This window comes from Nocardioides carbamazepini, assembly GCF_024614185.1.
GTDB lineage: Bacteria > Actinomycetota > Actinomycetes > Propionibacteriales > Nocardioidaceae > Nocardioides > Nocardioides carbamazepini.
Genome location: NZ_JAHTLF010000023.1, coordinates 60562 through 72917, shown reverse-complemented (window position 1 = coordinate 72917; position 12356 = coordinate 60562). Strand labels below are relative to the sequence as shown.

Annotated in this window: 15 protein-coding genes; 6 read left to right on the top strand and 9 right to left on the bottom strand. The window is 71.6% G+C overall.

Annotated elements, in window-relative coordinates; genetic code table 11:
- Positions 1 to 15: 15 nt before the first annotated feature.
- Positions 16 to 765 (top strand): IclR family transcriptional regulator, encoded by a 750-nt coding sequence (locus KVF89_RS24640; protein WP_257429479.1) that lies wholly within the window; start codon positions 16 to 18, stop codon positions 763 to 765.
- Positions 766 to 781: 16 nt separating this feature from the next.
- Here the strand turns inward: KVF89_RS24640 and KVF89_RS24635 are convergent, their stop codons facing one another.
- The 4 genes from KVF89_RS24635 to KVF89_RS24620 form a co-directional block, all read right to left on the bottom strand.
- Positions 782 to 1180, bottom strand: a complete 399-nt coding sequence (locus KVF89_RS24635) for a low affinity iron permease family protein (protein ID WP_257429478.1) — start codon at positions 1178 to 1180, stop codon at positions 782 to 784.
- Between the two features lie 134 nt (positions 1181 to 1314).
- Positions 1315 to 2046, bottom strand: a complete 732-nt coding sequence (aqpZ, locus tag KVF89_RS24630; RefSeq protein WP_257429477.1) for an aquaporin Z — start codon at positions 2044 to 2046, stop codon at positions 1315 to 1317.
- 176 nt (positions 2047 to 2222) lie between these two features.
- The gene (locus KVF89_RS24625) at positions 2223 to 2726 is read right to left on the bottom strand and encodes an RDD family protein (protein ID WP_257429475.1); all 504 of its coding nucleotides are present in this window, start codon (positions 2724 to 2726) and stop codon (positions 2223 to 2225) included.
- Between the two features lie 70 nt (positions 2727 to 2796).
- Complete coding sequence (locus KVF89_RS24620; RefSeq protein ID WP_257429474.1) at positions 2797 to 3201, bottom strand: hypothetical protein; 405 nt, start codon at positions 3199 to 3201, stop codon at positions 2797 to 2799.
- 27 nt (positions 3202 to 3228) lie between these two features.
- Here KVF89_RS24620 and cls point away from each other — a divergent pair, with 27 nt between their 5' ends.
- The 3 genes from cls (at position 3229) to KVF89_RS24605 (ending at position 5369) form a co-directional block, all read left to right on the top strand.
- Positions 3229 to 4701, top strand: a complete 1473-nt coding sequence (gene cls, locus KVF89_RS24615; RefSeq protein ID WP_257429473.1) for a cardiolipin synthase — start codon at positions 3229 to 3231, stop codon at positions 4699 to 4701.
- Between the two features lie 61 nt (positions 4702 to 4762).
- Positions 4763 to 4969 carry a DUF6458 family protein gene (locus KVF89_RS24610; RefSeq protein WP_257429472.1) on the top strand — a complete coding sequence of 69 codons (207 nt, stop codon included), beginning with the start codon at positions 4763 to 4765 and terminating at the stop codon, positions 4967 to 4969.
- Between the two features lie 16 nt (positions 4970 to 4985).
- On the top strand, positions 4986 to 5369 hold the full coding sequence (locus tag KVF89_RS24605; RefSeq protein ID WP_257429470.1) for a VOC family protein: 384 nt from the start codon (positions 4986 to 4988) through the stop codon (positions 5367 to 5369).
- A 162-nt stretch (positions 5370 to 5531) separates the two neighbouring features.
- Here KVF89_RS24605 and KVF89_RS24600 read toward each other — a convergent pair whose 3' ends face one another.
- The 4 genes from KVF89_RS24600 to KVF89_RS24585 form a co-directional block, all read right to left on the bottom strand.
- The gene (locus tag KVF89_RS24600) at positions 5532 to 6065 is read right to left on the bottom strand and encodes a P-loop nucleotide/nucleoside kinase family protein (RefSeq protein ID WP_257429468.1); all 534 of its coding nucleotides are present in this window, start codon (positions 6063 to 6065) and stop codon (positions 5532 to 5534) included.
- 37 nt (positions 6066 to 6102) lie between these two features.
- Positions 6103 to 7374: an HNH endonuclease gene (locus KVF89_RS24595; protein WP_257429466.1), complete on the bottom strand. Its 1272-nt coding sequence runs from the start codon at positions 7372 to 7374 to the stop codon at positions 6103 to 6105.
- 177 nt (positions 7375 to 7551) lie between these two features.
- Entirely contained in the window at positions 7552 to 8355 is an 804-nt protein-coding gene (locus KVF89_RS24590; protein ID WP_257429464.1) for an SDR family NAD(P)-dependent oxidoreductase, read from the bottom strand.
- A 73-nt stretch (positions 8356 to 8428) separates the two neighbouring features.
- Positions 8429 to 8860 (bottom strand): Lrp/AsnC family transcriptional regulator, encoded by a 432-nt coding sequence (locus KVF89_RS24585; RefSeq protein WP_257429462.1) that lies wholly within the window; start codon positions 8858 to 8860, stop codon positions 8429 to 8431.
- Between the two features lie 89 nt (positions 8861 to 8949).
- Here KVF89_RS24585 and KVF89_RS24580 point away from each other — a divergent pair, with 89 nt between their 5' ends.
- A complete protein-coding gene (locus KVF89_RS24580; protein ID WP_257429460.1) occupies positions 8950 to 9846 on the top strand; it encodes a phenylalanine 4-monooxygenase in 897 nt (298 codons plus the stop codon).
- A gap of 72 nt (positions 9847 to 9918) precedes the next feature.
- On the opposite strand, the gene KVF89_RS24575 is transcribed toward KVF89_RS24580, so the two are convergent.
- The gene (locus tag KVF89_RS24575; protein ID WP_257429458.1) at positions 9919 to 10845 is read right to left on the bottom strand and encodes a LysR family transcriptional regulator; all 927 of its coding nucleotides are present in this window, start codon (positions 10843 to 10845) and stop codon (positions 9919 to 9921) included.
- A gap of 76 nt (positions 10846 to 10921) precedes the next feature.
- Here KVF89_RS24575 and KVF89_RS24570 point away from each other — a divergent pair, with 76 nt between their 5' ends.
- Complete coding sequence (locus KVF89_RS24570; RefSeq protein WP_257429456.1) at positions 10922 to 12256, top strand: FAD-dependent oxidoreductase; 1335 nt, start codon at positions 10922 to 10924, stop codon at positions 12254 to 12256.
- Positions 12257 to 12356 lie beyond the last annotated feature (100 nt).

Below are 12356 nucleotides of genomic sequence, written 5' to 3'. Positions count from 1 at the left end.
AGTGAAAGGCGCGTGATGGCCGGCAACACCTCCGTCCCGGGCGCGACCGTCGTGTCGCGCAGCCTGGCGCTGCTCTTCGCCTTCGACGACGCCCACCGCCGACTCACCCTCTCCGAGCTGGCCCGCCGCGCCGGCCTGCCGCTCCCCACCGCGCACCGCCTCGTCGGCGAGCTGGTCGCCGGCGGGGCACTCGTGCGGCGCGCCGGCGGCGAGTACGTCGTCGCCCGGCGGCTGTGGCAGGTCGGCCTGCTCGCGCCCGTCGAGACCGGCCTGCGTGAGATCGCCGCCCCGTTCATGAACGATCTCCACGCCACCACCCGGGCGACCGTGCACCTCGCCGTCCGCGAGGGCACCGAGGTGCTCTACCTCGAGCGCCTCTCCGGCCGTGCCTCGGTCCCGGTCGTCAGCACCGTCGGCTCCCGGCTCCCCCTCCACGCGACCGGCGTCGGCAAGGTCCTGCTCGCCCACGCCCCCGCCGAGGTCACGACGGACGCGCTGGCCCGGCTGGCCCGCGTGACGCCGTACACGATCACCCGGCCGGGGCGGCTGCGCGAGCAGCTCGAGCGGATCCGCCGCGACGGCTACGCCACCACCGTCGAGGAGATGACCCTCGGCGCCTGCTCCGTCGCCGTCCCGGTCACCGCGGGCGAGCGCGTCGTCGCCGCTCTCGGCATCGTCGTGCCCTCGCTCAAGCGTGACCGCGGCCGGCTCGTCGCCGCCCTCCAGGTCGCCGCCCGCGGCATCGGGCGGTCCTTCGCCGGCTGAGCGGCGCCGGGGTGCGTCAGTGGCGCCCCTCCAGGCCCACGGCCTGGCGCAGCTTGCGCACGGACTCCTCCAGGTCCTCGTCGTCGCGGGCGCGCGAGGCCATCAGGTCCGAGAGCGCCTCGGCGATCACGTTCAGCTTCTCGTGCGACGCCTCCTCCGAGCGCCGGCCGGCGTTCTGGAGCAGCACCAGCAGGAGCAGCGACAGGACCGACGAGCCCGTGTGCAGGGCGAGCTCCCACTTCGTCGCGCTCGACCACAGGGGCATGCTCGCCGCCCACAGCACCAGCACGGCGACGATCACGTAGAAGAAGGGAGCAGCACTCACCAGCCGGTGGACGACCTCGACGAACCTCTCGAAACGCCCCCGGCCGTCACCCTCGCGCCGAGACTGCGCCGCCTCGCTCCGCCCGCTCATACGGCTCAACCTACGCGTCTCGGGCCGTCTCGGCAGCCGTTGATGTTCCGACTCCGGCGAAGTCGAGACCCGCCAGAAAAACAGCGACTCCCGGCCGGATCGGCCGGGAGTCGCTGGAGAGGTGGTGCTGGCGCTCAGCCCTCCATCGCGTCCGCCAGCTCAGCGGCGTCGTCGCTGCCGAGCAGGAAGGCATAGGAGAAACCAGCGATCAGGCCGCCGATCACCGGCGCGACGATGAACAGCCACAGCTGCCCGATCGCGTCCCCGCCGGCGAACAGGCCGACGCCGATCGAGCGCGCCGGGTTCACCGAGGTGTTCGTGACCGGGATGCTGATCAGGTGGATCAGGGTCAGCGCCAGGCCGATCGCCAACGGCGCGAAGCCCTTGGGCGCCCGGGTGTCGGTGGCGCCGAGGATCACCCACAAGAAGATGGCGGTGAGCAGCACCTCGATCACCAGGCACGCGAGCAGGCTGTAGCCGAGGGGCGACCGGTCGTCGTACCCGTTGGAGGCGAAGCCGCTCGCCACCGCGTCGAAGCCGTCCGTGCCGCTGGCGACGAGGAGCAGCACCGCGCCGGCGGCGACACCCGCCACGAGCTGCGTGACGATGTAGACCGGCGTGTCCTTCCAGGCGATCCGTCCCCCGGCGGCCGCCCCCAGCGTCACCGCTGGGTTGAAGTGACCGCCCGAGACGTGACCGACCGCGTAGGCCATCACGAGGACAGTGAGACCGAAGGCGAGCGCGACGCCGGCGAAGCCGACCTCCTTGCCCGCCAGGACGGCCGTTCCGCAGCCGCCGAAGACGAGGACGAAAGTGCCGAGGAACTCCGCGGCCACGATCTTGCGTACATCAGGTTGAGTGGACATCGTGCCTCCTGGGGAAGAGCGGCCCGCTGAGAACGGGCCTGGAGGCAGTATCACGCCGTGACGCCCCTCGATCGCGGTACCGCCCGGCGTGGCGGATCTGGCCGGATCTGCCCGGATCTGGCCGGATCTGCCCGGATCCGCCGGGATCCGCCGGGATCCGCCGGGATCCGCCCGGGTCAGGCGGCGTCGTGCGCGCGCAGGTAGGCCGTCAGCGGACCCGGGAGCTGGGCCTGCCGGTCGCCCCAGTCGTAGACCACCGCGGTCCGGGCGATCAGGTCGTGCAGCGCGCGATGGTCGCGGCGCAGCACGATGAGCAGGGCACCGACGCCGAAGAACGAGGTGCTGAGCGGGAAGAGCAGGGTCCGCACCAGGCAGGCGCCGGGGCCGACCGGCCGTCCGTCGCGGGACACGATCTTGAGGCCGACGAGCGCCTTGCCCACGGTCCGCCCGCTCACGGCGGTGGTGACCACGACGTACACCGCCGCCCACGTCAGCAGGGCGACCGTCGCCACGGCACCGGTGCCCTCCTCGATCGAGACGTCGAGGAGCGCCTGGAGGAGGAAGCCGAGGATCGCCACCCCGACGGAGTACGACGCCAGCACGACGCCCACGTCGACGGCGACCGCCGCCGCCCGGCTCACCGGACCGGCGTACCGGCCGGTCACCGTCGCGCGGCTCATCGGGGTCCCCGCGAAGTTGTGCGCCGGAGGAGCGCAGCGGAGGAGGCGTGGAACTTCGTGGGGTGATTCATCACTCGCCCACCAGGAGGGCGGGACCGAGCGGCGCCGGACCGCGCCGGCGCAGCAGTCGGTCGACGAACCCGCTGACGACGCGGTCCAGGCCCACCACCTGGCTGCGCGCGACGTCGAGCGTGCGACCGGCGAGGTCGCCCGTCGTCTCGGCGACGATGTCGGAGATCCCGGCGCGCTGGACGAGGGCCTCGACGTCGGCGCGCGCGAGCAACCGGTCGAGGTCGACCCGGTCCAGCAGGCGGTTCACGTCGACGCGATCGAGGAGGTGGTTGACGTCCACCTGGTCGAGGACGGCGTCGATGTCGACGTGCTCGAGGATCTCCTCGACGGGCATCGCGTCCACGACCTTGCCGGTGACGGCACCGGCGACACGACTGAACAAGCTCTGGTCTGGCGGTGTCATGAGCCGAGGATTCCATAGGCTGCGCCCATGAACTGGCTCGTTCCGACGTCGACGCTCGGCTGGATCATCTTCGGGCTCGACATGGTCCTGCGGCTCGCCGCACTCGGGATCATCCCCGGCAACCGGAAGCCGTCGACGGGCATGGCGTGGCTGCTGCTGATCCTGATCGAGCCGATCATCGGGTTCTCGATCTTCCTGCTGTTCGGGCGGATCAGGCTCGGCGCCCGCCGGATCAGCCGCCAGCGCACGGCGATCGCCGCCATCCGCGAGCGCAGCGAGGCGCTGCCGCTGTCCTTCGACACCACACGGCTGTCCAGGTCCATGTCCGGCGTCGCCACCCTCAACCAGCGCCTCGGCGCGCTCCCGATCACGGGCGGCAACGAGGTCGAGCTGTGGTCCGACTACCGCGCGCTGATGACCGAGATGGCCCGCGAGATCGACCGGGCCCGCAGCCACGTGCACGTGCAGTTCTACATCACCGCCTGGGACGACGTGACCGACCCGGTGTTCCAGGCGATGATCCGCGCGACCGGGCGCGGCGTCGACGTCCGCCTCCTCTTCGACCACATCGGCTCCCGCCGCATCCCGGGCTACAGGTCGATGGTGAAGCGGCTGCGCGCCACGAAGATCGCGTGGCACCCGATGCTGCCGATCAAGCCGCTCCAGGGCCGGTTCCGCCGTCCCGACCTGCGCAACCACCGCAAGATCCTCGTCGTCGACGGCAGCGTCGGCTTCACCGGATCGCTCAACCTCACCGAGCCCTGCTACAACAAGCCCGCCAACCAGCGGCTCGGCCGCGAGTGGGTGGAGCTGATGGTGCGGCTGGAGGGGCCGGTCGTCGGCGCGCTCAACGCCGTGTTCGCCTCCGACTGGTACGTCGAGACCGGCCAGGTGGTCGACCTCGTCGCCGTCCACGGCGAGCAGGACCGTCGCCCCGAGGAGGTCTTCGACGTCCCCTGCCAGGTGGTGCCGAGCGGCCCCGGCCTGGTCGCGGAGAACAACCTGCGGATGTTCACCACGTTGCTCTACGCCGCGACGGAGCGGATCTCGCTGACCTCGCCGTACTTCGTCCCCGACGAGTCGCTGCTGTACGCCGTCACCACCGCCGCCGAGCGCGGCATCGACGTCGAGCTCTTCGTCAGCGAGGTGTCCGACCAGTTCCTCGTCGGGCACGCGCAGGCGTCGTACTACAAGGCGCTGCTCGAGGCGGGCGTGCGGATCCACCTGTACCCGGCGCCGTACATCCTCCACTCGAAGCACTTCACGATCGACGACCAGGTCGCCGTCGTCGGCTCCAGCAATATGGACATGCGCTCGTTCGCCCTCAACTACGAGGTGTCGCTGATGATGCCGGACCCGGCTGTGGTCGCGAAGATGCGCCGCATCGAGGACACCTACCGCTCCCTGTCGAAGGAGCTGACCCTCGAGGCCTGGGGTGGGCGCTCCCCCGGCGCCAAGTACGTCGACAACGTGGCCCGGCTCACCGCCGCGCTGCAGTAGCGCAGGGTGCGAGGGCCGGGGCTAGACGTATCGAGGCGCCCGTTGCGGGCACCGCAGGAGCATGTACATCGGACTCGGCATCATCCTGCTCGTCCTGGGCCTGATCCTGGCCCTGGATGTGATCACGGTCGACATCGACTACGTCAACGACGACCTGCTCGGCACCATCCTCATCGTCGCCGGCGCACTGGCGATCGTCCTCTCCCTCGTGGTCGCGCCACCGTGGCGCCGCGACCGGACGGTCCACCACTACGACGACCGAGCCTGATGGGCCATCCTGGGGCATGGCCAGCGAGTTGACGCCGTACCTCCACGTCCGCGACGCCCGTGCCGCGATCGAGTGGTACGTCGACGTCCTCGGGGCCGAGGTGGTGTACGCCCCGATCGAGATGCCCGACGGCCGGATCGGTCATGTCGAGCTCGCCGTCGACGGCGCCCGCTGGATGATGTCCGACGAGTTCCCGCAGCTGCACGCCGAGGCGCCCCGGGGCGACCGTGGCCTGCCGGTCACGCTCCACCTCACGGTGCCCGACGTCGACGGGCTCTGCGCGCGGGTCACCGCCGCGGGGACGACGCTCGACCGCGGCCCCGAGGACGCGCCCCCGGCCGGCCGGGTCGCGTCGTTCCGCGATCCCTTCGGGCACCGCTGGTTCCTCAACCAGCCCTGAGACACCCGCGCCGGGCCGCGATGTCGTCGAGCGGTGCTTCAACAAGCTCAAGCAATGGCGAGGCATCGCGATGCGCTCGGACAACACGGCTCGCGCCTACCGTGCCGCGATCACCCTCGCCGCCACGCTGACCTGGATCAAGACCGACGTGACTCACACGGCCTAGCGGACCACCTCGAGCGGCCCCTCCGCGGGCGTCGGCGGCTCGAACCTCTCGAAGTACTCCGTCGCCGTCTGCTCGGTGAGCGGCCAGTCGTCCGCCCGCCTGCCGTGTCGGTCACCGATCCGGCTCAGGATGGTCTCAAGGCTCGTCGCGATGTAGACAGTCTCCGGCACGATGCCCCGCGGTGCGAGCAGTGCGCGGAACTCATCGCGTTGTCGCCGGAGCCAGAATCCGAAGTCGAGCACGACATCGTTCCCCGCCGCGACCTGGCGCAGCAAGCGCGCCTTCAGGTCTGCTGCCACCTCGGCGACCACCTCGGCGGAGGGCATCGTCGTGATTCCGCGATCCCAGAACTCCACCTCGAACGACAAGCGCGTCCAGCCCTCGCGCTCCAGGCGCTTGGCGTAGGTGGTCTTGCCAGCACCACCTGGCCCGCACATCATCACGACTCGGGGTCGTCCTGTCTCGTTCCCTACCACCGGGCCGAGGTTACGTTCCGCCACTGACGATGGGACTTGCAACGCTCCGCTCACCACTGATCCGGGTCGGATCGGACTTGATCCACGCGCCCTAGCAGCGTCGGTGGAAGCGGATGTCGCCGTTGGGGAGGCGGTCGTGGGTGTGGGTGTGGTCGTGGATGCGGTGATGGTGGTGGTTGCAGAGGCTGATCGCGTTGGTGAGGTCGGTGGATCCACCGTTGGACCAGGGGGTGAGGTGGTGGGCCTCGGTCCAGGCGGCGGGGATCGAGCAGCCCTCGGCGCGGCAGTGTCGGTCGCGTAGGCGTAGGGCGCGGCGTTGGGCTTTGGTGAACAGTCGCATCCGTCGGCCGAGGTCGAGGACCTCGCCCTTACCGCCGAGGACGGCGGGGATGATCGAGGCCTGGCAGGCCAGCCGACGTGCTTCCTGCGCGGAGATGGCTTCTTCGCCGTCGCCGGCGATCACGCCGGCGGCGGCGAGGTCGGCCAGCAGTTGGGCGAGGGTGAGGGTCACGATGACGGTGGTGGCGTCTCCGCCGTGCTCGGGGAGCTGGTCGGGGTCGAGGGTCTCGAGCAGGGCGGCCAGCGCGTGGGCGTAGGCCCGGTGCTGTGGCATCCGCTCATTGGCCGGGTGACTGGTCGAGAGACCAGGGTCGGGACGGTCGTCGCGGTGGCGGGGGTTGGCGTAGGCGTTGAGGTAGTGCTTCAACCGTTGCGCCACCGGCGTGGGCAGCCTCCCCCACATCCGCGTCGTCCCGTCCCCGAGATCGCGGAAGCGTAGGGATGCCTTGACGCGGGCTCGTCGTTCCTCGTCCTCGAGCCGTCGACCGTCCTCGGCCTCGGCGATGTCGGGGGCGACGACTTCCAGGATCCGCTGGCCCAGCCGTTTGAGGTCGCGGGGCGGGTGGTGGGCGGCGTACCCGATCAACGTCGCCTCGGCCTCGGCTGCCAGCACGGGACCGAGGTCAGCGGGGAGCTCGTCGACCGCGGTGGTGATGACCCGGGCCTGGGCTGCTGAGACGGTCCCGGCGCGCATCCCGGCTGCCACCGCGGGGTGCTGCTCCAGCGCCGTGGCGAGGTGGAGCTCGGCGCGGGCGGTGCGGGGGTCGGTCCGGGTGGCGTGGGCCAGCCAGGCCGCCACGTCATGAGCCCCGTGCTCGGCGGCGATGTCGTCGCCGACGGCCAGGACCCGTGCCTCCGCCTCGGCCAGCTTTGCCTTCGCGCGGGCGAACTGGCGCAGCGCCTGCTCCTTCTCGGCGACGCTCATGAACACCGGTTGCACGTCCGCAACCCGGTCCAGCACGTCGCAGACCTCGCTCGCGCACGCCACCACCGGGTGGGGCGGAGCGAGCGTGGCGAGCGACATGCGAGCCTCCCGAGAGGTGCCAGACCTGATGCCATGCATCCGAACACACAGGTCCGACACGAAGACGCCACGAGCGCGTCCCGTTTGCCCCACCTGTGGAGAGACGTGGGCTCGCGTTCAGCAGCGCCTGCCCGTCGCCGCCGGCCGCCAGCAGCGCTGCCAGCACCGACCGGTCGTTCAGGTGGCGGGGCCCGGCCGGCGCAGCGCCCGGTCCACGACGACCGGCAGGTACCGGATCGCGACCGCGGCGAGCCGGCTGTCCCGCCCGGGCACCACGAGGAAGCCGCGCCGGCGCCGCAGCGCCCGGAGCAGCGCGTCGGCGACGGCCTCCGGCGTGAGCGTCGCGACACTCTCCTCGGCGGCGAGCACCTCGGCGGGCTTGTGGCGGTTCTCCTCCGCGAATCCCGGGGTGAGCGTGTTGGGCGGGCAGAGCACCTTGACCGTGACGCCGTAGGGCCGCACCTCGCGACGCAGCGCCTCGGAGAAGCCGATCACGCCGAACTTCGTCGCGCTGTAGACCGTGTAGCCGAAGACCCCCGCCAGTCCGGCCATCGACGACGTCGTGACGATCGTCCCGCCCCCGGCGGCACGCAGGTGCGGGACGACCGCGCGGCACACGTGCACGGTGCCGAGCAGGTTGGTCGCGACCATGCCGGTGATGTCGTCCGCGGGCAGCTCGTCGAGATAGCCCGGCCGGGCGTAGCCGGCGGTGGTCACCACGAGATCCGGTACGCCGACCTCGGCGACCAGCGCGTCGACCACGGCCGCGACGGCGGCCGGGTCCGTGACGTCCACCGACCGGGCGTCGGCGCCGGGCCCGAGGCGGGCCAGAGCCGTGGCGAGCTTGTCCTCCGAGCGCGACAGGACGACGACCCGCGCGCCACCGGCGACGAGGCGCTCGGCGATGGCGAGACCGATCCCCTCGGAGCCGCCGAAGACCAGGGCGGTGCGGACGGGGGTGGGGCGCTGCGGACGCGACATGACCGCCAGCGTGCCGCATCCGTTGGCCCAGCAGGCGCCGCCCACCCCGAGGAAGCCTCGGCGCAGCGCTCCCTCAGGCCTGCCCGACGTGCTCCTCGAACACCAGCACCGTCTGGGTCGCGACCACCTCGGGCAGCGCCTGGATCCGCTCCAGCACCAGCTCGCGCAGGTGCTCGGCGTCGCGGGCCCGGACCAGGATCACGCAGTCGAAGTCGCCCGCGACAAGCGCGACGTGGGCCGCCTCCTCGAGCGCCCACGCCTTCTTGCGGAACGACTTCCAGGTGTTCTGCTTGATCCGGACATGGATGTACGCCGGCAGGCCGAGCCCCACGGCCGCGTGGTCCACGTCGATGGTGAAGCCGCGGATGACCCGGGTGTCGACGAGTCGCTTGACCCGGGCGTAGGCACTTGCCCGGCTGATCCCGAGCCGCTCGGCGACCTCGCGGATCGAGGTCCGGGAGTCGGCTCGCAGGACGTCCAGGATTCCACGGTCGATGGCATCCATGCCGGACAGATTGCCACATCTGAGCGTCTATCGCAGCCAAACGTCCGAGCCTGCTCGCAATTTCATGGACCGCATCTCAGACTGCAGACATGTTCGAGGAAGGCCAGTACTTCGCCCCCGTGACCGCCGACGAGGACGGTTCGCTCAAGGTCCATCTCGGCGCCGACCACCCCGGCTTCGCCGACCCGGCGTACCGCGCCCGGCGCGACGCCCTCGCCACCCTCGCCAGCAACTGGCGTCCCGGCCGGCCCTGCCCCACCGCCGAGTACACCGACGAGGAGCATGAGGTGTGGCGCGTGGTCAGCGAGGCACTGGTGACCAAGCACCGCGCGTACGGCTGTCGTGAGTTCCTCGACGGCAAGGAGTCCCTGGGCCTGCCGATCGACCGGATCCCCCAGCTGGCCGAGGTCGACGAGTGGCTCGCGCCGCTGACCGGCTTCAGCTACCGACCGGCCGCCGGCCTGGTCCCGCTGCGCGAGTTCTACGGCTCCCTCGCCGACAAGGCCTTCTGGTCCACCCAGTACGTCCGCCACCACTCGGTGCCGCTCTACACGCCCGAGCCGGACGTCCTGCACGAGGTGGTGGGACACGGCAACACCCTGGCCAACCCGCGCTTCACCGCGCTCTACGAGCTCGCCGGCCGGGCCTCGCGCCGGGTGCGGACGACCGAGGCGCTGGAGTTCGTCAGCAAGGTCTTCTGGTTCACCCTCGAGTTCGGGGTGCTCTGGGAGGCCGGCGAGCTCAAGGCCTACGGCGCCGGCATCCTGTCCTCCCCCGGCGAGATCGAGGCGTTCCGCGGGATGACCATCCGGCCGCTCGAGATCGCCACGATGGGCACCCAGCTCTACGACATCACCGACTACCAGGACGTCCTGTACGTCGCGGACTCGTTCACCCAGCTCGAGGACGTCGTGGGCACCTTCTGGGCCGAGTGCACCGACGACTCGATCGCCGCGATCCTCGCGCGCACACCTGCCCACGCCTGACCCCGGCTGGTCGTACCTGACGGATCCACTCCCCCACCGCCTGACCTTGCCGCCGGTCCCACGACGGTTCCGTCAGCTACGAGCGCCCCGCGCCGCCCAGGCGACCAGTTCCCGCGCCGGTCCCTCCGGCGGGTGCGGGCCGCCCATCCACACCGCGTGCAGGTGGCGGGTCAGGTCGAGTCCGGTCACGGTGACCCGCACCAACCGCCCGGTGGCGAGGTCGTCGCGCACCGCGTGCGCACCGACGGCCGCCGGACCCGCTCCGGCCGCGACGGCGGCACGCACCGCCGCCGTGCTGGACAGCTCGAGCACCGGCGTCGCGCGGGGCAGGTCGGCGAGAGCCCGCTCCAGCACGGTGCGGGTGCCCGACCCGGCCTCGCGGACGACGAGCGGCGTGGCCGCGAGCGTCTCGGCACTCACCCGCCGACGGGACCGCTGCGCCCACGGGTGACCGGGACCGACGACGACCAGCAGCTCGTCGGTGCCGACGAGACGCCGGCGCAGTCCCCGCGGCGCCTCGGGACCCTCGACGAAGCCGAGCGCCACCTCGCCGGCCTGCACCAGCTCGGTGACCCGCTCGGTGTTGGTGGCGGTCATGGTGATCTCGGTCGGCTGCTGGCCGCGCTGCACCTGGTGGGTGCGCAGGCCGACCATCCAGCCGGGCAGCAGGTGCTCGGCGATCGTGAGGCTGGCCGCGATGGCGAGATGACCGCGCCGATCGGCCCGTAGCGCGGCGATGCCGGCATCGAGCTCCTGCGCCGCGTCGAGCACCCGGTCGGCCCACTGGACGACGAGCTCGCCGGTCGGCGTCAGCTCGGACCCCCGCTTGCTGCGGGCGACCAGTGGCTCGCCGACGAGCGCCTCCATGGTCCGCACCCGCGAGGAGGCCGCCTGCTGGCTGATGCCGAGCTCCGTCGCGGCGGCCCCGAGGCTGCCGGTCCGCGCCACGACGACGAGCAGCTCCAGCGCCCGGAGATCGGGTACGTGGGGAGCCAACACCCTCACAACCTAACCTTGTGAGCACCCAACCACAACCTCGTTCTGTGAGGACGCGGCGGCGACCAGACTTGCGGTCATGACTCTCCGTGTAGCGATCGTGGGCGGCGGCCCCGCCGGCATCTACGCCGCCGACATCCTCACCAAGGCCGAGGCCGACGTCTCGGTCGACATCCTCGAGCGGCTCCCGGCACCCTTCGGCCTGGTCCGGTACGGCGTCGCCCCGGACCACCCGCGGATCAAGGAGATCATCAAGGCGCTCCAGCGGGTGATCGCCAAGCCGGAGGTCCGCTTCCTCGGCAACGTGGAGTACGGCGTCGACGTGAAGCTCGAGGACCTGCGCGAGTTCTACGACGCGGTCGTCGTCTCCACCGGCGCCATGGCGGACCGCGACCTCGGCATCCCCGGCGAGGAGCACTCGCTCGGCGCCGCCGACTTCGTCTCCTGGTACGACGCCCACCCGGACGTCCCGCAGGAGTGGCCCCTCCAGGCGACCAGCGTCGCCGTCCTCGGCGTCGGCAACGTCGCCCTCGACGTCGCCCGCGTGCTCGCCAAGACCGGCGACGAGATGCTGGTGACCGACATCCCGCCCCACGTGCACGCGGCCCTGAAGGCCAAGACGATCACCGACGTGCACGTGTTCGCGCGCCGCGGCCCGGCGTACGCGAAGTTCTCGCCCCTGGAGCTGCGCGAGCTCAACCATTCGCCCAACGTCGAGGTGATCGTGCACCCCGAGGGCTTCGACGTCGACGAGCACGGGATGGCCCACATCGCCGAGCACAAGTCCCAGAAGATGGTGCTCAACACCCTCACCAGCTGGGTCGGCGCCGACCCGGTCGGCAAGCCGCACCGGATCCACCTCCACTTCGCCGAGGCGCCCGCCGAGATCGTCGCGGACGACGCCGGGCGCGTGACCACCCTGCGCACCGAGCGGACCCACTCGCCGAACGCCGACGGCCGGGTGGAGGGCACCGGGGAGGTCACCGACTGGGACGTGCAGCAGGTCTACCGCGCCGTCGGCTACCGCAGCAGTGCGCTGCCGGGCCTGCCGTTCGACGACCGCGCCGCCGTGATCCCGAACGCCGGCGGCCGGGTCCTCGACCTCGACGGCGAACCGGTCCCCGGCACCTATGTCACCGGCTGGATCAAGCGCGGCCCGGTCGGCCTGATCGGCCACACCAAGAGCGACGCCGCCGAGACCGTCGCTCACCTGCTCGCCGACACGACCCCGACCGCCACCGCCCGCCGCCCCGAGGACGTCGACGCCTACTTCGCCGAGCGCGACGTCGAGGTGGTCACCCACACCTCATGGGAGCGGCTCGACGCCCATGAGATCGCGCTCGGTGAGGCCGAGGGACGCGTCCGCGTGAAGGTCGCGACCCGCGAGGAGATGCTGAGCGCCTGCCGGGACTGATCCGACACCGCTCCGGCGGGCCGATCCGCCCCTCGTGGCCCCTCCCACCCGGGAGGGGCCACGAGGCTTTTTTCCGGTCCGCCGACGGCGCGGAGCATCC